The organism is Dyella sp. 05T440, assembly GCF_056395965.1.
Genome location: NZ_JBFTKN010000001.1, coordinates 305,655 through 327,233, shown reverse-complemented (window position 1 = coordinate 327,233; position 21,579 = coordinate 305,655). Strand labels below are relative to the sequence as shown.

Below are 21,579 nucleotides of genomic sequence, written 5' to 3'. Positions count from 1 at the left end.
CAGAGTGGTGGCACCCTCGCAAGGAGTTCCCCGTGTCCATACCCAGTGCCGTCAAGAGCACGCCCATCGGCAGCCGCCAGCAACTCACCGACTACCTGGCTGCGGGTGAAAAACCGCGTGATGCCTGGCGCATCGGTACGGAGCACGAGAAATTCGGCTTCCTCACCGACACCCTGCGCCCGCCCACCTTCGACGGTGACCGCGGCATCCGCGTCCTGCTGGAAACCCTGGCCACGCGCTACGGCTGGGACGTGGCGCGCGAAGGCGACAACCCGGTGGCGCTGTCGCGCGACAAGGCGTCGATCACGCTGGAGCCGGCCGGTCAGCTGGAGCTTTCCGGCGCGCCGCTGGAGACCATCCACGACACCTGCAGCGAGGTCAATTCGCACCTCAAGGAAGTCCGTTCGATCGCCGAGGACCTGGGCATCGGCTTCCTCGGCATGGGCTTCCAGCCCAAGTGGCGCCGCGACGAAATGCCGTGGATGCCCAAGGGCCGCTACAAGATCATGCGCGAGTACATGCCCAAGGTCGGCAACCTCGGCCTGGACATGATGACGCGCACCTGCACCGTGCAGGTGAACCTGGACTTTGCCAGCGAAGCGGACATGGTGCGCAAGTTCCGCACCAGCCTGGCGCTGCAGCCGATTGCCACCGCGCTGTTCGCCGATTCGCCGTTCACCGAGGGACGTCCAAACGGCTACCTCTCCTACCGTTCGCACGTGTGGGAAGACACCGATCCCCATCGCACCGGCATGCTCGACTTCGTCTTCCAGGACGGCTTCGGCTACGAGCGCTACGTCGACTACATGCTCGATGTGCCGATGTACTTCAGCTACCAGAACGGCCAGTACATCGACCTGTCCGGCCAGGACTTCAAGCGCTTCATGGCCGGTGAACTGCCGGCAGTGCCGGGCGTGCACGCCACCATGAAGGACTGGGCCGATCACCTCACCACCGCGTTCCCGGAAGTGCGCCTGAAGCAGTACCTGGAAATGCGCGGCGCCGATGGTGGCCCGTGGAACCGCCTGTGCGCCCTGCCCGCGCTGTGGGTTGGCCTGCTTTACGACGATGAAGCCCTCGATGCCGCCTGGGACCTGGTCAAGGACTTCAGCCGCGAGGAACGCCACGCGTTGCGTGACGGCGTACCGCGCCAGGCTTTGAAGCTGCCCTTCCGTTCGCACAGCGTGCGCGAGCTGGCCGCTGAAACGCTGAAGATCGCCTCGCATGGCCTCAAGCGTCGTGCGCGCCTCAACAAGAGCGGTGCGGACGAAAGCATCTTCCTGGAGCCGATGATCGAGATCGTCGAAGCGAACCAGACGCCGGCCGAGCGCAAGCTCGAACTGTTCAACGGCCCATGGAACGGCAGCGTCGATCCGGTGTTCCGCGAATTCGCTTATTGAGCGTAGCGCACGGCAAAACCACAAGAGCCCCGCCATCGTGCGGGGCTCTTTGCATCGGCATGAGCGTCAGGGCGATCCCGCCATTTGGGCGTCGTCGCTCTTGAGCGGTGTTGAACGACCCGTACGTGTACTTCCCACCGCCAGCCGCAGACCATCGTGGCGGCATACATCCAGATTCCGATAAAGCAGGCTGCGGTCGCCACGGAAGGTCACGCGCACATCGCGATGGCATGTGCCGGGCGGTACATCGACCAGGATGGACGCCTGACCACCAGGCAGCGGTTGCGCCAGCGTGATGTTCTGGAAGTCGGCGCTCCCACTGGGCGCGATGGCCAGCGCAGTCACGCCATCGAAGGTGGCGTTGACGACGCGCAGCGGACGCCGCGACTCAGCTTGTGTACCCGCAGGCGTTGCACACGCGGCCAAGCTGACGAGCATGGCGCCGACTAACAACAAGGGTGCGACAAGACGGGGGACATGCATGGCTGCTACTCCGGCAGGAATGGGCGTTCGCCATCCACTTTCCCGTGGCGAACGACCGCATCGGACGCCTTTGCGGCCGTTTCGTGGAAGCGATCCGGGACGAATCGTCGTTACGCGATGACGAATCGTAGTGATTGCCCGCCGTGCTTCTCTCCATGGAATCAGACGCCTAAGATGGTTCCACGATCCATTCGGATACACGGCGATGAAGGTGCGGCTCGGCAACGCGACCATTGGCCTTTGGCACTATCTCGGCCTCTGGACGGCCGTGGCTGCCGTGTTCGGCGCGCAGGAACTGCTGCGCGACATCGTGGACGATCATCACATTTGGTCGCTGTGGGATTACACCCGCTGGGGCATGGTGCAGTGGTATACGTGGGCCGCGCTGGCGCCCTGGGTGTTCCGCCTGGCCGAGCGCTACCCGATTCGTGCGCCGCTGCGCCTGCGCGGCCTGGGCAAGCAGGCGCCGTTGAGCATGGGCGTGACCATGCTGGCGATGGTGATCGGCGCCCTGGTCTCGACCCTGTTCGAACCCAGCGGCTTCACGCAACAGCTGTGGTATTTCGTAGGCCAGCACTTCGCCACCGGGCTGCTCACTTATTGGGCGCTGTTCGCGATCCAGCAGGCGATGGCTTTCCACGCCGAGAAATCCCGTCGCGAACTTGAAGCGAGCAAGCTCACCGCGGAACTGGCGCAGTCGCGCCTGCGTGCACTCAAGTCGCAATTGCAGCCGCATTTCCTGTTCAACACGCTGCATGCCATCGCCACCCTGCTCGATGAGGATGCGCTGTCGGCCGAAGACATGCTGCTGCGCCTGAGCGATCTGCTGCGCGCTTTTCTGGAAGACTACGACGGCCAGGAGATCAGCCTGCGACGCGAACTGGTCCTGCTTGATCTTTACCTTGGCATCCAGCGGACGCGCTTCAAGGACAGGCTCACCACGCAGATCTATGTGAGCCCGGACACGCTGCAATGCGCGGTGCCCAGCCTGATCCTGCAGCCCATCGTGGAGAACGCGATCCGCCATGGCATCGGCGAGCGCATCGGGGTGGACTGCGTCGAGATCGAAGCCCGCCGCGATGGCGACAGCTTGTGCATCGATGTGCGCAACCGCAACAGCACGCTGGAGACAGGCGCCTCGCCCAGGTCGGGGCATGGCATTGGTTTGTCCAATACCGCGCTGCGCCTGCGCGAGCTTTATGGCGACGACGCACATGTGCGTCTGGAAATGATCTGGCCGCAAGGGGTGATCTGCCGCCTTCGCCTGCCATTTCGCGAGATCGAGGAACCGGACGAGTCGCCCGAAGTGGTGACCGCATGAGCATCGCCACGCTGGTGGTGGACGACGAACCGATCGCGCGGCGCGCCATCGTGCGCCTGTTGAAGGATGATCCCGACATCATCTTGCTGGCCGAATGCGGCGACGGCGAGTCGGCGGTGCAAGCCATTCGCCAGCATGCGCCCGACCTGGTGTTCCTCGATATGCAGATGCCGGCCCTCGCCGGGCTGGACGTGGTTGCGGCCATCGGCGTTGCGCAGATGCCGGCTACCGTGTTCGTGACGGCATACGAGCAGTACGCCGTGCGCGCATTCGAAGCCAACGCCGTCGACTACCTGGTGAAGCCCTTCAGCCGCGAGCGATTCGCCCAGACCCTGCTACGCGTCAAGCAACGTCTGGCCACTCGCGGCACGCAGGGTGAACCCTCGCTCGAGCGGATCATGCAGGCGCTCGACACGCTCAAGCAGCGCGATAGTTACCTGCAACGACTGCCTGTGCGCATCGACGAGCAGATCCGCTTCGTCGACGTGGACGACATCGTGTGGATCAAGGCCAGCGGCAACACCGTTTTGTTGCATCTCGCCGACGGCGTCCACGAAATGCGCGAAACGATGACGGCACTCGCGGCACGCCTCGATCCACGCCATTTCGCGCGCGTGCATCGCTCGGCCATCATCAACACGCGGCGCGTGCAGGCGATCCATCCGTGGTTCAACGGTCACCATGTCGTCACCATGGATACCGGCCAGAAGCTGCGCATGAGCCGCTACCAGCACGAAGCCTTTTTGCGGCTGGTATCGACGCGGGACGTCCGTCAGAGCGACTAAACCGTTTCAGTGGTGGGCATGGTCGTCGCTGTCGAAGCTGGCGTGGCCACCCATACCACCCATGCCTGCACCCATCCCGCCACTGGCGCCCTTAGCGCCGCCCTCGCCTTTGGCCTCGCCCTTGCCGCGTGTCCCGGATACGCGCGTCGGCCCCTGCTTCGGAATGACCAGATTGGCCGGCACCGCTTCGAGATCCAGCACCTTGCGGATGAAATCGCGCAGGGACACGACCAGTTCGGCGGTGTGCGTGGGGCGCCCCTCTGACAGCTCCGTGGCGGCACGCGCGGCCAGTGCCACCTGCTGCTCCGTGCCCAGCAAGATGATGTCGGACAAGGCCGCCTCCACCGCATCGCGCATGCGCCGCGAACGATCGGAACGCTGCACGGCAGTGCCGGGGGACTCGCCTTCCGCCAACACTCCGGCCTGGCGCAGGTCGCGCAGATGCGTGGGGTCCACCGAGAGATCGCCAGTGAACGAGCCGCCCAGCGTCTTGTACGCCGCGATCAACGTGCGCAACCGTTCGTTGATCTGGCGATTCTCGCGCTCGCGCCGCTTCTGCACGGTATGCATGGCCAGCAGCCGCACGCCGACCATGATCAGCGTGATCAACGCCAGCCCGACCACGGTCGACAACACGGCATGCCAGGAACTGAAATCCAGGTTACGCATGGGCCCGCTCCGCTAGTGCTCGCCGATGATCTCGATTCACGGAAGGCTTATGACGGCCCGGGCGTGACAGCAGCGTCTGCCTTCGGTCATGCGGCCCGCGGTCTCGTCAGCTGCCGGTGGCGCCGTGATGCGGCGGATCGTAGAAAACGGTCACGAAATAGAACGCATGCCCCTGGACATCGCTCCGGAAGAAATTGGCATACACAAACTTGTCTGCGGGCTGCACGACCGGTGCCATCTGCGATTTGCCGGTAGCTTCGGCATTGGCGCCAGCTGCCGCCGCCAACGCTTCTACCGGCAACCCAGCCGCCGGTGTCGTGGTCTTGAGCCAGGGCAGCTCCATGGCTCCGAACTCGGCCTTCATTTGCTGGTAAGTCCTCAGCCACACTTGTGCAGCCGCCTTCGCGTCCTGACCCTCGTAAAGATAGATCCCGATCCGGGCCAGGCGCCCGTTACGGAAGAAGAACTGCACGTTCTCCTTGTGCCCCTGATACACGCCGGCGAACGTCTCAAGGTCGCCGTTGCGAAAAGACTTATAGGGACCGAAATCGGCAAATGCCGTCACCTGATCGGGCGTCATCTGGAATTGCCACGGCGGCAAGCCGTCGAACGAGGCCGCTTTGGCTACTGACGTGGTCGCCAACAGGACCAGAAGAGCCACACCCCATCCTTGCATCCGCTGTCTCATGCCATCCCCTTGTCCGTGATCGACGAAGTACCTGCCGGGTGACAAGACATTGCCGGACAGTTGCTCTTGTGACAATGCTTGACGAGCACCAAGGCGTCCCGCCCGCATGACTTCAAGCACGTCCTTTGGCCAGATCGTGAGCGCAAGAATGACGTGGCGACGGAAGTGCGTCAGTAGCTCGTTCCATTCCTGACAGAAGGATCGGTGAAATGAAGCGTGTAGTCGGCGTGCTGTGCGCGGCCTGTTGCGTCACCGGCCTGGTGGCCAAAGCTTCTGCGCAAACCACCGTTCTTGACGTACCGCAGGTGTTCGCACCTGGCGTCGTATCAGGTCCTGCCAACGAAGATTCCGCTGCCTTCACGCCCGACGGCAACACGGTCTTCTTTGATCGCATCCATTGGCCCAATGCAGCCATCATGGTGTCGCATCGTGTCAACGGGATCTGGAGTGCTCCGACGGTGGCGCCGTTCTCGGGGCAGTGGCTGGATCACGATCCGGCGATGTCGCCGGATGGGACGTTCCTGATCTTCTCCTCGAACCGCCCTGATGCGGAAGATGGCAAGCCGCTCGATGCGGTGATGGCCAATGGCAAGGTGCAGCCGGGTTCCGGCGGACATCTGTGGCGCGTCGAGCGCAAGGGCAACGCGTGGGGAGCACCGGTGCGCCTGCCGGATGCGGTGAACAGCAGTTCACGCACCTATGCGCCCAGCGTGGTGGCCGATGGCAGCGTGTATTTCCAGCGTCCCGCAGAGGATGGCGATTTCCGCCTGTTCCGTTCGCAATACCGCAACGGTACCTACATGCCCCCAGTGCCGGTGATGCTGGGCGAAGCATCGGCGCACAAGCTCGATCCTGCCGTCGCGCCCGATGAATCGTTCATCGTGTTCGACGCGAACTTCACCGGCAAGGACGATCCGGATCGCCTCTACATCGCGTTCCGCGAAGGCGACGGCTGGGGCAAGCCGACCGACCTGGGCAAGGACATCAACGTAAAGAGCCCGTGGGGCTCGCACCTTGGCCCCGACCATCGCACGCTCTACTTCAGCAGCACGCGTTCGATCCCCGTGCACTATCCGCGCACGCCGCAGCAGGCGCAGGACGACATCGCCCGCATGCAATGGGACAACGGCAACGACAACATCTGGTCCGTGTCGCTGGCACCGTGGCGGATGCGCATCACGCAAGCGGTGGTTGATCGCGCGTACTGATCTCACGGAGAAGTGGAAAGACCGCCACGATTCACCGCCTCTGAATTCGCCGCACAAAAAAAGGGCCGGCATAACCGGCCCTTTCTCGATTCACCACGAAGAAGGTGTTACTTCTTCTGCGGCGCTTCCTTCAGACCACGGTTGAGCAGCATCGGCTCGATGCTCGGGTCCTTGCCGCGCCAGTTCTTGTAGAGCGTGGCCAGATCCTGCGTGTTGCCCTGCGAGAGGATCATCGCGCGGAAGCGATCACCGTTCTCGCGGGTCATGCCGCCCTTGTCGACAAAGCCCTGGAAGGCGTCGTCGGCCAGCATTTCGGTCCACAGGTAGGCGTAGTAACCGGCGGCGTAGCCGTTGCCCCAGATGTGCTGGAAGTAGCTGGAGCGGTAGCGCGGCGGCACGTAGCTCAGGTTGATCTTGGCCTTGGTGAGCGCATCCATCTCGAACTTGTCCGGATCCTGCTTGGGCGCATCGGCGCTCAGGCTGTGCCAGCTCATGTCGAGCAGCGCGGCGCCGACCAGTTCGGTCATGTCGTAGCCCTTGTTGAAGGTCTTGGCCTTCTTGAGCTTCTCGACCAGTTCCTGCGGCATCGGCTCCTTGGTCTGATAGTTCTTCGCGTAGTTGGCGAAGATCTTCGGATCGGTGGCCCAGTGCTCGTTGAACTGCGACGGGAATTCCACGAAGTCGCGCGCGGTGTTGGCGCCCGACAGGCTCGGGTACTGCGTATTGGCAAAGATGCCATGCAGGCCGTGGCCGAACTCGTGGAACATGGTGATCACGTCGTCAAACGACAGCAGGGCCGGCTGGCCCGGTGCCGGCTTGGTGAAGTTGGCGACGTTGAAGATCACCGGCTTGGTGCCCAGCAGCTTGGACTGGTCGACCAGGTTGCTCATCCAGGCGCCGCCGTTCTTGTTGTCGCGCTTGTAGTAGTCGCAATAGAACAGCGCCATCGAGGTGCCGTCCTTGTCGAACACTTCGAACACGCGCACGTCAGGCTGCCAGACGGGGATGTCCTTGCGCTCCTTGAAGGTCAGCCCGTAGAGCTGGTTGGCGGCGTAGAACACGCCGTTCTGCAGCACGTTGTCCAGCTCGAAGTACGGCTTGATCTGCGACTCGTCCAGGTCGTACTTGGCCTTGCGCACCTGCTCGGAGTAGTGGTTCCAGTCCCATGCCTCGACCTTGAAGCCACCCTTCTGCTGGTCGATCACGTCCTGGATGTCCTTGGCCTCGCGCTCGGCGCGTGCCGTGGCCGCCGGGGCCAGCTTGTCCATGAAGGTGATCGCCGCTTCCGGCGTCTTGGCCATCTGGTCTTCCAGTTTCCAAGCGGCGTAGCTGGAGAAGCCCAGCAGCTTGCCCTGCTCGGCGCGGATCTGCGCGATGCGGGCGATCATGTCGCGCGTGTCGTTGGCGTCGCCCTTCTCGGCGCGATCCCAGGAGTTCTTGAACAGCTGCTCGCGCGTGGCGCGATCATTGAGGCTCTGCAGCGCCGGCTGCTGCGTGGTGTTCTGCAGCGGCACCACCCACTTGCCGTCGAGCTTGCGCGCCTTGGCCGCTTCCACCGCGGCACCGATGTCGCCATCGGACAGGCCGTCAAGCTTGCTCTTGTCGTCCACCACCAGCGCACCGGCCTTGGTGGCGGCGAGCAGCTTGTTGGTGAACTGCGTGCTCAGCGTGGACTCTTCCTTGTTGAGGTCCTTGAGCTTGGCCTTGTCGGCATCGGACAGCTTGGCGCCGCCATGCACGAAGTTGCGATAGGTCACTTCGACCAGGCGCTTGGATTCCGGATCGAGCTTGAGCGTATCGCGCTGGTCGTAGACCGTCTGGATGCGCTTGAACAGCTTGTCGTTCATGAAGATCGCGTCCTGGTGCTCGGCGAGCTTGGGCGCTTCTTCTTCCTGCACTTTCTGCAGGGTTTCATTGGTGTTGGCGCCGCTGACGGCGTTGAACGCCTGCATCACGCGCTGCATCAGCCGGCCCGACTTCTCCATCGGGACGAAGGTGTTCTCGAAGGTCGGCGCATCCGTGTTGTCGGCGATCTTTTCGATCTCCGCAAGGTGCTGCTTCATGCCTTCTTCGAAGGCCGGCTTGTAGTCGCCGTCCTTGATCTTGTCGAACGGCGGGGCCTCGAACGGCAGGGTGCTGGGCTCGAGGAACGGATTGACCGCACTCACTTCGCCGCCGGGTGCGGCGACCGTGGAAGCCTTGGCCGGCGCGGTGCTGGCGGGAGCGGGCGCGGGCTGCGAGGCCTGCTCGTTCGACTGCTGCGAGCAGGCGGCGAGCGCAATGGACGTGGCTATGACAAGCGTGCGAAGACGAAGCATCGGGGTTCCCCATGGAAACAGACAAACGGACGCCGAGACTAACCACAGCCCGGCACGGGTGCCAAGGGCTGGAAGTACTGGGTCGTTGGACCGTACGCGGCGGCGATGACGCAACCGCAGCATGGGGCGGCCGCGTCAGGCCTTGCGCATGTCGCGCAGCTGCCAGCTGTTGCCGATCAGCAGGTTGAGGCGCTGCCGCACGATGCTCATCGGCAGGTCGGTGATGAGATCCATGTCGATGTGCAGGTCGCTGACCCGCGCGCTGGCCGTGGCCTGCGGGTCGATTGCGCCCAGCGCCGGGTCCACATCGTCCGGCTCATCCTGCATGGCACGCCAGCGCTCGAATAGATCGGTGCTGCGCATGGCGTTCTGCACCGCAGCAGCGAGATCGTTGGGACCGGCTCCGTCATAGCTCAGCGTGGCGACCGGCCCGCGCGCATGGGCGAGGTCGGCGACCGAAAGATAGAAGTGGCTGCGTATGGCCATGGGTGCCTCCTGCGGTGATGGCCCGTACATCCAAGCACGGACCATGTGAACGTCATTCCAAGACCAGTGTGAGATCCAGATGAGCGGCGGCGGCGGACGGTGCCACGCCATACGGCAGGATGCCCAGGCAGGGCGCCGGCAGGTGGTGGCGCAAAGTGGCGATATTTTCGTCGACGGCGTCCATGTCCGGATCGATCTGGTTGCCGATCCAGCCCACCAGGCGGCAGCCATCGGTGGCGATCGCGCGTGCGGACAGCAAGGCGTGATTGATGCAGCCCAGCCGCAGGCCCACCACCAGCACCACCGGCAACTGCCATTGACGTGGAATATCCGACGCCAGCAGGCTGCGCGACAGCGGCACCAGCCAGCCACCGACGCCTTCCACCAGCACATCGTCATGCATGCCACGCAGACGCTCGAAGGCCTCGTAGAGCGGCGCGAGACGGATCTCGACGCCCTCGTGCGCCGCCGCCAGGTGGGGCGACAAGGGCTCGCGCAAGGCCACCGGATTGATCCATTCGTAAGGCATCGGCGAACTGCTGGCCGCCTGCAATGCGAGCGCGTCGTCGTTGCGCAAGCCCTGCGGCGTCTCCACGCAACCGCTGGCCACCGGCTTCATGCCGCAGGCCTGATTGCCGCGACTGCGCAGCAGATGCAGCAGCGTGCAGGTGGCATGGGTCTTACCGACACCCGTGTCGGTGCCTGCAATAAACAGTGTCGACATAGCCATCCCCTGAATGGTCGCGCCCGGCATTCCCGTGCCGCCCGGCAGGCGCATAATACGTGCTTTACGGCGGCCCGCCTGGACAGATCCCCGCGATCCACGGGCGCCACAGGAGTCGATCGATGTACGAAGTGAAGACGCAGGCCTACGCCAGCAAGCGCGAACAATACGAAGATCTGTGCGCCCAGGCCCGCGGGCTGCTGGAAGGCGAGCCCGACGTGATCGCCAACGCCGCCAATTTCGCCGCGCTGATCTATCACAGCCTGCCCGACTTCAACTGGAGCGGTTTCTACCTGTATGACGGCACCGAACTGGTCGTCGGTCCGTTCCAGGGCAAACCGGCCTGCATCCGCATCGCGCTCGGCCGCGGCGTGTGCGGCACCGCGGCGCAGACGCGCCAGACACAGGTGGTGCGCGACGTGAATGCGTTCGATGGCCATATCGCCTGCGACGCCGCCTCGCAATCGGAAATCGTGGTGCCGCTGGTGCGCGACGACGGCAGCCTGTTTGGCGTGTGGGATGTAGACAGCCCGTCCATCGCCCGCTTCGACGAGGACGACCGCGCCGGCATGGAGGCGCTGTGCGCGATCTTCATGGCCGCCGTCGACAAGCGCTGAGCTTGCCGAAAAGCTCGCGCCGGGTGTCCGGCGCGTTGCTTACTCTCGCGGCGTATTGAGCAGCGTCATCACCATATCGCGCGCTTCCTCCACGCCGGTGGGCGTCTGCGAGGAAAAAATCTGCGCCGTGGCCTGGGTTTCGCTGGCCGACAACACCTTGCGAAGCGCCATCAGCGCCTGTGCCGCCGCGCTCCGCGACAATTTGTCCGCCTTGGTCAGCAACACGTGGCAAGGCAGGTGGGTGGCGAAGCAAAACTCCAGCATCATCCGATCGAAGTCCTTGAGCGGATGGCGAATATCGGTGATCAGCACCACTCCGCGCAGGCTGCGACGCTGATGCAGATAGGCATCGATTTCCTGCTTCCAGTGCTCGCGCAAGGCCTCGGGCACCTTGGCGTAGCCATAGCCGGGTAGGTCAATTAGCCGCGCCGGCAGCGCGTCCGGGCCCTCGCCGAGGGTCTGCGGTGGCAGCGAGAACGCCACCATCTGCTGGGTTCGACCTGGTGTTTTCGACGTACGCGCCAGACCGCGATGCGCAGTCAAGGTATTGAGCGCGCTCGACTTGCCGGCATTGGAGCGACCCGCAAACGCCACCTCCGCGCCGCTGTCGGTCGGAAGTTGAGAAATTCGGTGGGCAGCCAGTACGAACTGGGCGCCTTGCAATGGATTGGACATGGTTTGACCGGCTATGGTGGCGCAGAGATAATCCGGTAGTTTCTGCCAGTTGCGGACGCGCTGGCCAGCGCGAACCGTGCAGCCATAGCAGTTTTTCGGGAGACAAGTGTATGAGTTTTCGGCCTGCCGGTTTTCGGCCCGCTGTTGTTCGTTATGCCGTAGTCCTCGTCTTTGCGTTGTCTTCCGGAGCAATCCTGGCGCAGGAAGCCAAGAATCCGGCGCCCGCAACCACCGCCGCCAAGCCGGCCGCAGCCGCCACGGCACCTGCCGCCGCTGCTGCTGAAGCCGCCGCCAAGCCGGCTGAGGCGACTGCCGCCGTGAAGCCCGGCGATGCCACCGCAGGCCAGGGCAAGTCGGCCGCGTGTGGCGCCTGCCACGGCATCGACGGCAATTCCGCCGATCCGCAGTATCCCAAGCTGGCTGGCCAGAGCGAGGCGTACATCGTCCACCAGCTCAACAGCTTCAAGTCCGGCAAGCGCCAGAACCCGATCATGATGGGCATGGTGGCACCGCTGTCCGAGCAGGACATGCGCGACATCGGCGCCTACTTCGCCAGCAAGACCTCGCTGCCGGGCGTGGCTGACCAGGCACTGGTCGAGCGCGGCGAGCAGCTCTACCGCCAGGGCGACAGCACCAAGGGTGTGCCTGCCTGCATGGCGTGCCACAGCATCGATGGCCGCGGCAATCCGGGCGCGATGTACCCGCAGCTCACCAGCCAGCATGCGCAGTACATCGAAGCCACGCTCAAGGCCTGGCACGACGGCACCGTGTGGGGTGACGACGCCCACTCGCAGATCATGCCGGGCATCGCCGCCAAGCTGGACGCCAAGGACATTGCCGCGATCGCCAGCTACGTCGAAGGCCTGCATGCCGCCGAAGGCGCGGGCACTTCTGCCGCCAAGTAAATGTCTATGACACGCCGGCCATGGGCCGGCGTGTCCGTTCCGAGCCAAGACTCTGTATTGAGGATCACCATGCTGAAGCGTCTGTCGTTCCTGTGTGCCGCCCTGCTCGCGCTCGCCGCCTGCAGCAACAACAACGACAACGCCAGCCAGGCACCGCAGCCGACCCCGGCTCCGGCAGCCACCGCGCCCGCCGCCCAGCCGGCTGCTGCCGCAACCACCGCGGCTCCGGCCGCCGCCAGCACCGCCGCCGCTCCGGCGGCTGCCAGCACCACCGCGCAGGCTCCGGCGGCGCCCGCCGCAGCGGCCACGCCGTTCGTGGACGATGGCAAGTGGGTGGAAGGCAAGCACTACTTCCGCATCGAACCGGCGCAGGCCAAGGTCAGCAGCACCGACAAGATCGAAGTGACCGAGGTGTTCTCCTACGGCTGCCCGGCGTGCAACCAGTTCCATCCCACCATGAACAAGCTGGTGCAGGAGCTGCCCGCCAGCGCCGCCGTGGCTTATCTGCCGGCCTCCTTCATGCCGCAGGAAAACTGGCCGATGCTGCAGCGCGCCTTCCTCACCGCGCAGGCGCTGGGCGTGGCCGACAAGGCCAATGACGCGATGTACGACGCCGTGTGGAAGTCGCAGGAGCTGAGCGCCATGCAGGGCACCGGCCTCAAGCCCGCTTCGGCGCTGCCCACCATCGACGACGCCGCCAAGGTCTACGCAAAGTTCGGGGCCGATCCGAAAGAATTCGCCGCTGTGGCCAACTCGTTTGCCATCAACACCAAGGTCAAGCGCGCCGACGAAATGCTCAAGGCCTATGGCGTGGAAGAAACCCCGACCATCGTGGTCGACGGCAAGTACCGTTTCACCGCGCGTTCGGCCGGCGGTTATGAGCAGGCAGTGGAACTCGCCAAGTGGCTGGTGTCCAAGGAAGCCGCAGGCAAGTAAGCCGCGCGCATCGACATCCACCTGACGCCATTCGACGAGACCCGCCCCATGTTCAAGCGTTTTGCCTCCCTGCGCGCCTTCAGCCTGATCGCCGGCCTGTTGCTGGCCACGGCGTGCACCGCCACCGGCTCCAACGATGCCGCGCCCTATACCGAGGGCACCGAGTACGTGACGCTGCCGGCACCGGCGCACCGCCTCAGCAATGAGGGCAAGGTCGAAGTGGTCGAAGTGTTCTCCTACGGCTGCATCCACTGCGCGCATTTCGCGCCGATCGCCGAGCAGATGCGCAAGCAGCTGCCGGCCGGCGTGACGTTCAAGCTGATGCCGGCCGTGTTCAGCGACGAATGGCTGCCGTTTGCCCGTGCCTATTACGCCGCCAAGAAGCTGGGCGTGCTGGAACAGACGCACCTGGAGCTGTTCAAGGCCAAGTTCGACGACCACTACCCGATCTCCACCCTCGATGAGCTGGCCGATTTCTACGCCATGCATGGCGCGAAGCGCGAGGAGTTCATGCGCATCGCCAGTTCCGACGAGGTGACCCAGCAGATCCGCAAGGATGCCGAGCTGGTCAAGCAGTGGCAGGTGGACGGCACGCCGACCATCGTCGTCGACGGCAAGTACCGCACTGCCAATGTGAAGACCCTGGCCGAACTGTCCGCCGTCGCCCAGTGGCTGGCCAAGCGCGACCTCAGCGGCGCCAAGTAAGCCCCGGCGGCGACGCGGAACTTTCCCCGCGTTCACAACCGACCGGGCATGCTCAGGGTCTGTCTCCAGTCTGATCGCCGCCACGATGGCGGCGTTCACCCTTTTGCGACTACCCTTTCCGCCCGATGAAGCGTGCCGAACCCACTCCCGCCCCGGCCACCGAACGCCGTTTGCGTCTGCTCAGCTGCAATATCCTGGCTGGCGCCAGCGTGCAGCGTTACAGCGAATACGTCACGCGCAGCCTCAATGCCGTGCTGCCGGGCCGCAGCAAACTGGACAACCTCGACCGCCTCGCCGAAGTACTGCCGCAGTTCGACCTGATCGGCCTGCAGGAAGCGGACGCCGGCAGCCTGCGTTCGGGCTTTCTCAATCAGACGCGCTACCTGGCCGAAGCGGCCGGCATGCCGTTCTGGAGTCATCAGCCCAATCGCCCGATGGCGCGGCTGGCGCATTCGGCGAACGGGTTGATCAGCCGGCTCGAACCCAGCAGCGTGCTCGACTATCCGCTGCCCAGCCGCATTCCCGGCCGCGGCGCCTTGCTCGCGCGTTTTGGCGACGGCGACGATGCGCTCGCCGTGATGATCGCGCACCTCTCGCTCAGCGCACCGGCACGTGCGAAGCAGCTGGGCTTCATTGCCGAAGTGCTGCAGGATTTCCCGCATGCCGTGCTGATGGGCGATCTCAATACCGAAGCGCGCAGCGCGGAGATGAAGCACCTGTTCGCCAAGTCCAGCCTGGTGCCGCCCGATCAATCGACGCCGACGTTTCCCAGCTGGAAGCCGCGTCGCGCGCTCGATCACATCCTCACCTCCGAGAAGATCCAGCTCGACAAAGTGTGGGCGCTGCCGCAGGCGTTCTCCGATCATCTACCCATAGCGGCCGAGATCCGCTTGCCCAGCCATATCACCCCACGCCTGCACCGGATCCGTCGATGAAACGCGCTGTACTGCTGACCCTGCCCTGGTTGACGCTGATCCTGCTCGGCGCGCTTGCGTATGCGCTGCGTTATGGCCTGGTCGAGTCGGTCGACGTGGCGCACCTGTGCGACACCGCGCGCTCGCTGACCTGCGATGCGCGCCATGCCGCGGTGATGGGATTTGTATTGGCACCGCTGCGCATGTCTGCCAGCTACAGCTATCAGATGGGCATCTACGGCTGGGTGGCACTGGCCGCCGCCGTACTCGCACTGGCCTGGAAGCACCCGTTCGCGGCCTGGCTTTCCGCGGCGACCGGCGTGGTCGCCGTGGTGCTCTACTGTTTTGCGCCGGGTGCGTTCGCGTTACTGGTGGGTTGCCTGCGGCTGGTACGTCTGCAGTCGGGCGGCGCGGCGCCATTCGATCATCACCGCACCGGCGGTCGCGAAGTTCACGGCCAGCCATAGCCAGGTCGACGGGTTGAGCCCGATCTCCTGCGCCACCACCACGGCAGCGAGCAACGGCAGCAGGCAGGCCATGAAGCGCTCCTCGATGATCGGCACCACGCAGTTGTCGGCCGATTCCATCAACGCCGCAATCATGAAGCCCACCGCCGGCGGCCAGAACAGGCCCAGCGGGAAATCGCGATAGCGGCCGTCGAAGACCAGCAGCAAGTCGTAGAAGGCCAAGCCGAACATCCACAGGAAACGCACGCGGCGATCCGGCAACTGGATGGCCGCGCCGGCCAGTCGTGCAGCGATGCGGCGCGCCAGATAGACGGCCGAAAGCAGGGCCAGCGCGCAAAGCAGGCCGGAAAACACCCATTCCAGCTGGTTGCGGCAATCGAACAGCATGCGACGGCCCTGCCATGCAATCGACGTGGCGGTGGCGAAGCCAGCGAGGATCAGCGCAACGCGACTGCGCGTATTGGCCAAGCCGCGACGCCAGATGCCCGACAGCAAAAACAACACGGCACCTGCCACACCGGCGAACCAGCCGGCGATCCAGTTCGGCTCCTCGACCACCGGTCCCTGCATGCTGAACTTGGGCTTTGCATTGACATCGAAAATGCCCCAATAGCCGCCGACCGTGCCTTCCTGATCGCGCTTCCACGGCTGGTCGAACGCTTCGATCACGTTGTACGGCATGTCCACGCTGCCGGCATAGAGCAGGAATTCGCGCAGATAACGCGCCTCGTTCACCAGGCTCGCACTCGCCTCGCGGCGCGGACGGCCCTGGCTCGGCCAGCCGGTCTCGCCAATCATCACGGCACGACCGGAGAAGTGCGCCTTCATCTGCGCATAGACGTCCGCGACATGCTTGAGTGCATCCTGCGGCGGCACCGGATCGTCCTCCCAGTACGGGAGAATGTGGATGGTGATGTAGTCGACCACGTTGGCCATCTGCGGATAGCGCAGCCAGAACTCCCACACATCGGCATAGGTGACCGGCACGTGCACATCCTGCAGCGCGCTGCGCACGCGCGTGATGTAGGCGGCGATCGCTTCGGGCGATTGCTCGCCGCGCAGCAGCACTTCGTTGCCGACGATCACGCCGCGGATCACCTGCGGATACGCCTTCGCGGTGGCGATGCCCATCGTCACTTCGCGGTCGTTGAGCGCGAGATCGCGGCCCAGCCAGATGCCCATCAGCACCTTCATGCCGTATTTCTGGGCGATCGCGGGCACAGCGTTCAAGCCAAAGCCCTGCGAATACGTGCGCACGCAATCGAAGCGCTCGGACAATGCCTTCAGATCCGCGTCGATACGCTCGGGGCTGACAAAGGCATGCGGATCGAGCGGCGTCTCGCCCGGCTTGCGGAACGGTGCATAGGACACGCAGGCGATGCGTGCGGTCGGCGCATCCGGCAGCGCCACCGGGCGTCCAATCTGCCACCACCACGCGGCGCCTGACAGGGTGGCCACGACGAGGATCAACCATGCCAGCGGGGCAACACGGGATGACGGCGAGGGCGATGGCGACATGCGCTTCCTAAGAGCGTGGCTCAAGCGCCGGATGCGGCGCCTCGTGGGTGGCGAATTCTAACAGGGGCTGCGCCCTCGCCATGTGCGCGGGCAGGGCCGCGCCCTCGGTTTCACGTCACGCTCAGCGGGGATTGGCCATTCTGCGCAGTCCCGCGCAGCGCGCCGCCCCTGCGGAACCGCGACTATCACTGCGTCGGTCTTGGCAAAGGAGTCGTCATGTCCCTGCACGCAGCACCGCGGCAAGTTGCCCGCCGCCTGCTCATCCTGGTGGCCGGCCTGTGGCTGGTCGGCGCGGCCTCGGCCGCCGAGCCCACGGAAGCGCAACGCACGGCATTCAAGCAGGCGTACGCCGCGGCCCAGCAGGGCGGCGATGGCTGGCGCACGGCGGCCAGCACACTGCAGGACTACCCGCTCTATCCCTATCTGGAAGTGACCTCGCTCACGCACGATATCCGCCAGGTCCAGCGGCCGCAGGTCGAGGACTATCTCAAGCGCTATCCCGGCCTGCTGCCTGCCGCGGACTTGCGCCGCGACTTTCTCACCGAACTGGCGCGCCGGCAGGATTGGGACACGTTTCTTGCGATGTACCAGCCGGGTCTCGGCGATGCGCTCACCTGCAACGCGTTGCAGGCGCAGCTGAGCAAGGGTGCGCAGCTCGATTTCGATCGCGACCTTGCCGCGCTGTGGAGCAAGCCCAAACTGCCGGGTGCCTGCGATCCGGTGTTGAGCGCCGCGCACGACCAGGGCCTGCTCACCGAACCACGCCTGTGGGATCGCATCGACCGCGCCGCGGATGCCGTGCAGCCGGGCACCATCAACGCCATCGCCGGCTGGCTGCCGGCGGACCAGGCGGATTCCGCAAGACGCATCGCCTCCGCACTCAGCGATCCCGGGGCTGCGGTGGTGGCAGCCAATCAGTGGCCCGATACGACGCGCAACCGGCAGGCCGCGACGCTCGCGCTGGAACGACTTGCGCGGCGCCAGTCGGTCACCGCGGACATCGCCTGGCAAAAACTGCAGAGCCATTTCGCCTTCACTCCCGAGCAGCGCAATCGCGTGATGTATGCGCTGGCCTTGTTCCATGCCACCGACTACGACGCCGATGCACTCTCGCGCCTGATCGCGCTGCCGGCGTCCGTGCAGACCGACACCAGCCGCGAATGGCGCGTGCGCGCCGCCCTGGCACAACAGGACTGGACTGCGGCGCTCGCCGCCATCGATGCGATGCCGGCGACGCAACAGCAGGACGGCGAATGGCGCTGGTTCCGCGCACGCGCTCTGGCTGCCACCAATCGCAATGCCGAGTCGCAACAGGTACTCAGCAGCCTGGCGCAGGAGCCGACGTTCTTCGGATTCCTTGCTGCCGATCGCATCAAGGCGCCGTACGGCATCTGCCAGACGGACCTGAAAGGCAACCCGCAGCGCGAACGCGCCCTGCTCGCCAACCAGGGTTTGTTGCGCGCGTTCGAGCTTTATGCCGTGGGCCTGCCCAAGCAGGCGCGTCGCGAATGGACGCAGGCACTCGATGGCGCTGATGCGGATACGCTCAAGCAGGCGGTCGCTCTCGCCTATCGTCGCGGCTGGTACGACCGCGCGGTGTTCACCTTCAACACCGGCGATGCGTTGCGCTATTACGAGCAGCGCTTCCCGCTGGCCAGCCAGGACGGACTGGTACCGCAGGCCGAACAGGCAGGGATCGATCCGTCGTGGGCGTACGCCATTCTTCGCGCGGAAAGCGCCTGGATGGCCGATGCACGCTCCGGTGCGGATGCGCGCGGCCTGATGCAGTTGCTGCCGTCGACGGCCGCGCTGGTGGCCAAGCGCAACGGCGTCACCTGGACTGGCGGGGACTCGCTGTACGACCCGATCACCAACATCATCCTGGGCACGCGCTATCTCGCGCAGATGGCAGCGCGCTTCAACGGCGCGCCCTGGCTCGCCAGCGCGGCCTACAACGCCGGCCCCGGCAAGGTGGACCAATGGCTGGAGGCGCGCAATTCGCTGCCGCCGGACCTGTTCATCGCCACCATTCCGTTCAAGGAGACGCGCGAATACGTGGCGCGCGTGATGTCCTTCGCGGTGATCTACGACTGGCGCCAGCATGGCAATGCCGTCACGCTGTCGCAGCGACTCACGCCGATCGGCCAGACCTATACGCTGCCGGATGCCCGCAGTGAGCGTAAGCTGGTGACCTGTCCGGTGGTGGCGCCGCCGACGCCTGCGGAGGCAGGTTCAGCTGCTCCCGCCAGCAGCATGGCAGCACCGGCTGCAGCCAGCAGTACGCATTGAGGCGGAGACACTGAGTGACACTGAAATCCAAACAACTGGTCGTGCTCGGCGGTAGCGGCTTTGTCGGCTCGCATTTGCTGCCGCGCCTGATCAGGGACGGCCATCGCATCGTGCTGCTATCGCGCAACCGCGAACAGCGGCGTGCGCTGGGCGTGCTCCCCGGCGTGAGCATCCACAGCGTGGATGTGTATGACGCCAATGCGCTGCGCCGGCAGTTCGAGGGCGCCGATGCGGTGATCAACCTGGTCGGCATCCTCAATGCGTTCGGCGAGCAGACCTTCCAGCGCGCGCACGTGGACCTGGCCCAGCGCGTGCTCGGCGCCTGCCAGGCGGCCGGCGTGTCGCGCCTGCACCATATGAGCGCGCTCAAGGCCGGCCAGGGCTTGTCGCAATACCTCAAGAGCAAGGGCGAGGCGGAAGCGCAGGTGCGCAACTCCTCGATTGACTGGACCATCTACCAGCCGAGCGTGATGTTCGGCGCGGATGGCGGCCTGGTGTCGCGTTTCGCCACGTTGCTGCGGCAGATGCCAGTGCTGCCGCTGGCGCGCGCACCGTCGAAGATGGCGCCGACCTGGGCCGGCGACGTGGCCGAAGCGATGGCTCGCTGCATCGGCGACGACAAGCTCGGCATCGACCGCAGCTTCGAGCTCTACGGCCCGGATGTGCTCACGCTCGGCGAGATCGTGCACATGATCCGCGACACGATGGGCGTGCGCACACCCATCATGGCGCTGCCGGACGGCCTCGGCCGGCTGCAGGCACAAGTGGCGCAAATGCTGCCGGGCAAGCCGTTCTCGCTGGACAACTTTCGCTCGCTGCGCACCGATTCGGTGGGCAAGGTGGATGGTTATGCCGCGCTGGGCATCACCCCGCAGCCGCTGGCGGCATGGCTGCCGGTGCTGTTGAACATACCGGCGCGGCAGCGTCGGCTGGACCTGGCGAGATCGGCTGGGCGATAACTCGTCCACCCCTTCCCTGTGGGCGCTTCCCTGTGAGAGCTTCCCTGTGGGAGCGCACCCTGTGCGCGACTGAGGGTGCCTCACCGCCTGAGGCCGTCGCGCACAGGGTGCGCTCCCACAGGGTTAGCCTCCCAGATGGCTAGCCCCGGTTAGCCGGCCGCTTCGCATCACGTGGCAGAATCCCCCGCATGCGCATCTATCTCGTCGGCGGCGCCGTCCGCGACAAACTGCTCAATCGACCGGTGACCGACCACGACCACGTGGTGGTCGGCGCGCGTCCCGACGAGATGCTCGAGCAGGGCTTTCGCCCCGTCGGCAAGGACTTCCCGGTCTTCCTGCACCCCAAGACCAACGAGGAATACGCCCTCGCACGCACCGAGCGCAAGACCGGCCACGGCTATCACGGCTTTGCTTTCCAGGCCGATCCCACGGTGACGCTGGAGGAGGATCTCGCGCGGCGCGACCTCACCATCAACGCCATCGCCGAGGCCGAGGACGGCCAGCTGGTCGATCCGTTCAATGGCGTCCGCGACCTGGAACAACGCCTGCTGCGGCACGTATCTGCCGCTTTCGTGGAAGACCCCGTGCGCCTGCTGCGCGTGGCGCGTTTCGCTGCCCGCTTTGCGCCACTGGGTTTCACGGTGGCGCCGGAGACCATGGCGCTGATGCAGCAGATGGTGCGCGATGGCGAGGTCGATCATCTGGTGCCCGAGCGCGTCTGGCAGGAAACCCGCAAGGCCCTGGGCGAGGCCCAGCCGTCAGCCTTCCTGCGCGTACTGCGCGAATCGGGTGCGCTCGCCGTGCTGTTTCCCGAGGTGGATGCGTTGTACGGCGTGCCGCAGCGCGCGGAGTTCCATCCCGAAATCGATACCGGCGTGCACGTGGAAATGGTGCTCGACATGGCTGCAAAGCTGGCGCCTGGCAACGACGTGGTGGGCTTCTGCGCGCTCACCCACGATCTGGGCAAGGCGCTGACGCCCGCCGATGTATTGCCGCGCCATCTTGGCCACGAGCACGCCGGCCTCGCGCCCCTGCGGCGTCTCGTGGCACGCCTGAAGGTGCCCACCGAGCATGCCACCCTCGCCGAACTGGTGTGCCGCGAGCATCTCAATGCGCACCGCGCCTTTGAGCTGAAGCCATCGACGGTGCTGCGTCTGCTGACCTCGCTGGATGCGCTGCGCCGGCCCGAACGCCTCTCGCTATTCCTCGCCGCCTGCGCGGCCGACAAGCGCGGACGCCTGGGCCACCAGGAGGACGCCTACCCGCAGGCAGGCTATCTCCAGCGTGCGCGCGACGCCGCCGCAGCGGTGCGCTCGGAATCGATAGTGGCGCAAGGCCTGCAGGGCCCGGCGATTGGCGAGGCCATGACGGCGGCCCGCGTCGCGGCCATTGCGGCACTGAAACGCAGCGCGGACTGATACGGCCAACAAAGCCTGATGAAAGCCACTACCCAGTAAGGTAACTGGCTACAAATCTGTCCGCTTGTCGCTAGTCGGCGGCTTCCGTGTATAA

General features: G+C 65.2%; 21 protein-coding genes. 13 read left to right on the top strand and 8 right to left on the bottom strand.

What is annotated here, in order from left to right; all coding sequences use genetic code 11:
• Positions 1 to 32 precede the first annotated feature (32 nt).
• Positions 33 to 1,400 (top strand): glutamate--cysteine ligase, encoded by a 1,368-nt coding sequence (locus AC1DE1_RS01335; protein WP_441605230.1) that lies wholly within the window; start codon positions 33 to 35, stop codon positions 1,398 to 1,400.
• A 66-nt stretch (positions 1,401 to 1,466) separates the two neighbouring features.
• On the opposite strand, the gene AC1DE1_RS01330 is transcribed toward AC1DE1_RS01335, so the two are convergent.
• Positions 1,467 to 1,883, bottom strand: coding sequence for a hypothetical protein (locus tag AC1DE1_RS01330; protein ID WP_441605229.1), 417 nt, complete (start codon positions 1,881 to 1,883; stop codon positions 1,467 to 1,469).
• Positions 1,884 to 2,088: 205 nt separating this feature from the next.
• On the opposite strand from AC1DE1_RS01330, the gene AC1DE1_RS01325 reads away from it, so the two are divergent.
• Entirely contained in the window at positions 2,089 to 3,204 is a 1,116-nt protein-coding gene (locus AC1DE1_RS01325; RefSeq protein ID WP_441605228.1) for a sensor histidine kinase, read from the top strand.
• Positions 3,201 to 3,989, top strand: coding sequence for a LytR/AlgR family response regulator transcription factor (locus tag AC1DE1_RS01320; RefSeq protein ID WP_441605227.1), 789 nt, complete (start codon positions 3,201 to 3,203; stop codon positions 3,987 to 3,989). Before AC1DE1_RS01325 ends, AC1DE1_RS01320 begins: the two co-directional genes overlap by 4 nt.
• Positions 3,990 to 3,995: 6 nt before the next feature.
• Here the strand turns inward: AC1DE1_RS01320 and AC1DE1_RS01315 are convergent, their stop codons facing one another.
• Both AC1DE1_RS01315 and AC1DE1_RS01310 read right to left on the bottom strand, forming a co-directional pair.
• Positions 3,996 to 4,658: a hypothetical protein gene (locus AC1DE1_RS01315; RefSeq protein ID WP_441605226.1), complete on the bottom strand. Its 663-nt coding sequence runs from the start codon at positions 4,656 to 4,658 to the stop codon at positions 3,996 to 3,998.
• A 106-nt stretch (positions 4,659 to 4,764) separates the two neighbouring features.
• The gene (locus AC1DE1_RS01310) at positions 4,765 to 5,319 is read right to left on the bottom strand and encodes a hypothetical protein (protein ID WP_441605225.1); all 555 of its coding nucleotides are present in this window, start codon (positions 5,317 to 5,319) and stop codon (positions 4,765 to 4,767) included.
• A gap of 236 nt (positions 5,320 to 5,555) precedes the next feature.
• Here AC1DE1_RS01310 and AC1DE1_RS01305 point away from each other — a divergent pair, with 236 nt between their 5' ends.
• Complete coding sequence (locus AC1DE1_RS01305) at positions 5,556 to 6,554, top strand: TolB family protein (protein WP_477178835.1); 999 nt, start codon at positions 5,556 to 5,558, stop codon at positions 6,552 to 6,554.
• Between the two features lie 107 nt (positions 6,555 to 6,661).
• Here AC1DE1_RS01305 and dcp read toward each other — a convergent pair whose 3' ends face one another.
• From dcp to bioD, 3 genes are all read right to left on the bottom strand, one after another.
• Entirely contained in the window at positions 6,662 to 8,872 is a 2,211-nt protein-coding gene (gene dcp / locus AC1DE1_RS01300; protein ID WP_441605223.1) for a peptidyl-dipeptidase Dcp, read from the bottom strand.
• A gap of 135 nt (positions 8,873 to 9,007) precedes the next feature.
• Complete coding sequence (locus AC1DE1_RS01295) at positions 9,008 to 9,358, bottom strand: hypothetical protein (protein ID WP_441605222.1); 351 nt, start codon at positions 9,356 to 9,358, stop codon at positions 9,008 to 9,010.
• A gap of 52 nt (positions 9,359 to 9,410) precedes the next feature.
• Positions 9,411 to 10,082, bottom strand: coding sequence for a dethiobiotin synthase (gene bioD / locus AC1DE1_RS01290; protein WP_441605221.1), 672 nt, complete (start codon positions 10,080 to 10,082; stop codon positions 9,411 to 9,413).
• A gap of 122 nt (positions 10,083 to 10,204) precedes the next feature.
• On the opposite strand from bioD, the gene AC1DE1_RS01285 reads away from it, so the two are divergent.
• Positions 10,205 to 10,699, top strand: a complete 495-nt coding sequence (locus AC1DE1_RS01285; RefSeq protein WP_441605220.1) for a GAF domain-containing protein — start codon at positions 10,205 to 10,207, stop codon at positions 10,697 to 10,699.
• A 39-nt stretch (positions 10,700 to 10,738) separates the two neighbouring features.
• On the opposite strand, the gene yihA is transcribed toward AC1DE1_RS01285, so the two are convergent.
• Positions 10,739 to 11,374 (bottom strand): ribosome biogenesis GTP-binding protein YihA/YsxC, encoded by a 636-nt coding sequence (yihA, locus tag AC1DE1_RS01280; RefSeq protein ID WP_046972401.1) that lies wholly within the window; start codon positions 11,372 to 11,374, stop codon positions 10,739 to 10,741.
• A 110-nt stretch (positions 11,375 to 11,484) separates the two neighbouring features.
• Here yihA and AC1DE1_RS01275 point away from each other — a divergent pair, with 110 nt between their 5' ends.
• The 5 genes from AC1DE1_RS01275 to AC1DE1_RS01255 all read left to right on the top strand — a co-directional run bounded on the left by AC1DE1_RS01275 (position 11,485) and on the right by AC1DE1_RS01255 (position 15,301).
• The gene (locus AC1DE1_RS01275) at positions 11,485 to 12,279 is read left to right on the top strand and encodes a c-type cytochrome (protein WP_441605219.1); all 795 of its coding nucleotides are present in this window, start codon (positions 11,485 to 11,487) and stop codon (positions 12,277 to 12,279) included.
• A gap of 69 nt (positions 12,280 to 12,348) precedes the next feature.
• Complete coding sequence (locus AC1DE1_RS01270; protein WP_441605218.1) at positions 12,349 to 13,215, top strand: thiol:disulfide interchange protein DsbA/DsbL; 867 nt, start codon at positions 12,349 to 12,351, stop codon at positions 13,213 to 13,215.
• A 48-nt stretch (positions 13,216 to 13,263) separates the two neighbouring features.
• Positions 13,264 to 13,920: a thiol:disulfide interchange protein DsbA/DsbL gene (locus AC1DE1_RS01265; RefSeq protein WP_441605217.1), complete on the top strand. Its 657-nt coding sequence runs from the start codon at positions 13,264 to 13,266 to the stop codon at positions 13,918 to 13,920.
• Between the two features lie 125 nt (positions 13,921 to 14,045).
• Positions 14,046 to 14,855 carry an endonuclease/exonuclease/phosphatase family protein gene (locus AC1DE1_RS01260; RefSeq protein ID WP_441605216.1) on the top strand — a complete coding sequence of 270 codons (810 nt, stop codon included), beginning with the start codon at positions 14,046 to 14,048 and terminating at the stop codon, positions 14,853 to 14,855.
• Complete coding sequence (locus AC1DE1_RS01255; protein WP_441605215.1) at positions 14,852 to 15,301, top strand: hypothetical protein; 450 nt, start codon at positions 14,852 to 14,854, stop codon at positions 15,299 to 15,301. Before AC1DE1_RS01260 ends, AC1DE1_RS01255 begins: the two co-directional genes overlap by 4 nt.
• Here the strand turns inward: AC1DE1_RS01255 and AC1DE1_RS01250 are convergent.
• Positions 15,200 to 16,819, bottom strand: coding sequence for a glycoside hydrolase family 17 protein (locus AC1DE1_RS01250; RefSeq protein WP_441605214.1), 1,620 nt, complete (start codon positions 16,817 to 16,819; stop codon positions 15,200 to 15,202). The genes AC1DE1_RS01255 and AC1DE1_RS01250 overlap by 102 nt on opposite strands.
• Positions 16,820 to 17,035: 216 nt before the next feature.
• Between AC1DE1_RS01250 and AC1DE1_RS01245 the strand changes: the two genes are divergently transcribed.
• The 3 genes from AC1DE1_RS01245 (at position 17,036) to AC1DE1_RS01235 (ending at position 21,485) form a co-directional block, all read left to right on the top strand.
• The gene (locus tag AC1DE1_RS01245; RefSeq protein WP_441605213.1) at positions 17,036 to 19,108 is read left to right on the top strand and encodes a transglycosylase SLT domain-containing protein; all 2,073 of its coding nucleotides are present in this window, start codon (positions 17,036 to 17,038) and stop codon (positions 19,106 to 19,108) included.
• Between the two features lie 20 nt (positions 19,109 to 19,128).
• Positions 19,129 to 20,067 (top strand): complex I NDUFA9 subunit family protein, encoded by a 939-nt coding sequence (locus AC1DE1_RS01240; RefSeq protein ID WP_441605241.1) that lies wholly within the window; start codon positions 19,129 to 19,131, stop codon positions 20,065 to 20,067.
• A gap of 188 nt (positions 20,068 to 20,255) precedes the next feature.
• Positions 20,256 to 21,485, top strand: a complete 1,230-nt coding sequence (locus AC1DE1_RS01235; protein ID WP_441605212.1) for a multifunctional CCA addition/repair protein — start codon at positions 20,256 to 20,258, stop codon at positions 21,483 to 21,485.
• Positions 21,486 to 21,579 lie beyond the last annotated feature (94 nt).

Coding starts and splice junctions, on each gene's coding strand:
- AC1DE1_RS01330 (WP_441605229.1), bottom strand. CDS start 1,883: ATGCATGTCCCCCGTCTTGTCGCACCCTTGTTGTTAGTCGGCGCCATG.
- AC1DE1_RS01325 (WP_441605228.1), top strand. CDS start 2,089: ATGAAGGTGCGGCTCGGCAACGCGACCATTGGCCTTTGGCACTATCTC.
- AC1DE1_RS01320 (WP_441605227.1), top strand. CDS start 3,201: ATGAGCATCGCCACGCTGGTGGTGGACGACGAACCGATCGCGCGGCGC.
- AC1DE1_RS01315 (WP_441605226.1), bottom strand. CDS start 4,658: ATGCGTAACCTGGATTTCAGTTCCTGGCATGCCGTGTTGTCGACCGTG.
- AC1DE1_RS01305 (WP_477178835.1), top strand. CDS start 5,556: ATGAAGCGTGTAGTCGGCGTGCTGTGCGCGGCCTGTTGCGTCACCGGC.
- dcp (WP_441605223.1), bottom strand. CDS start 8,872: ATGCTTCGTCTTCGCACGCTTGTCATAGCCACGTCCATTGCGCTCGCC.
- AC1DE1_RS01295 (WP_441605222.1), bottom strand. CDS start 9,358: ATGGCCATACGCAGCCACTTCTATCTTTCGGTCGCCGACCTCGCCCAT.
- bioD (WP_441605221.1), bottom strand. CDS start 10,082: ATGTCGACACTGTTTATTGCAGGCACCGACACGGGTGTCGGTAAGACC.
- AC1DE1_RS01285 (WP_441605220.1), top strand. CDS start 10,205: ATGTACGAAGTGAAGACGCAGGCCTACGCCAGCAAGCGCGAACAATAC.
- yihA (WP_046972401.1), bottom strand. CDS start 11,374: ATGTCCAATCCATTGCAAGGCGCCCAGTTCGTACTGGCTGCCCACCGA.
- AC1DE1_RS01275 (WP_441605219.1), top strand. CDS start 11,485: ATGAGTTTTCGGCCTGCCGGTTTTCGGCCCGCTGTTGTTCGTTATGCC.
- AC1DE1_RS01270 (WP_441605218.1), top strand. CDS start 12,349: ATGCTGAAGCGTCTGTCGTTCCTGTGTGCCGCCCTGCTCGCGCTCGCC.
- AC1DE1_RS01265 (WP_441605217.1), top strand. CDS start 13,264: ATGTTCAAGCGTTTTGCCTCCCTGCGCGCCTTCAGCCTGATCGCCGGC.
- AC1DE1_RS01260 (WP_441605216.1), top strand. CDS start 14,046: ATGAAGCGTGCCGAACCCACTCCCGCCCCGGCCACCGAACGCCGTTTG.
- AC1DE1_RS01255 (WP_441605215.1), top strand. CDS start 14,852: ATGAAACGCGCTGTACTGCTGACCCTGCCCTGGTTGACGCTGATCCTG.
- AC1DE1_RS01250 (WP_441605214.1), bottom strand. CDS start 16,819: ATGTCGCCATCGCCCTCGCCGTCATCCCGTGTTGCCCCGCTGGCATGG.
- AC1DE1_RS01245 (WP_441605213.1), top strand. CDS start 17,036: ATGTCCCTGCACGCAGCACCGCGGCAAGTTGCCCGCCGCCTGCTCATC.
- AC1DE1_RS01235 (WP_441605212.1), top strand. CDS start 20,256: ATGCGCATCTATCTCGTCGGCGGCGCCGTCCGCGACAAACTGCTCAAT.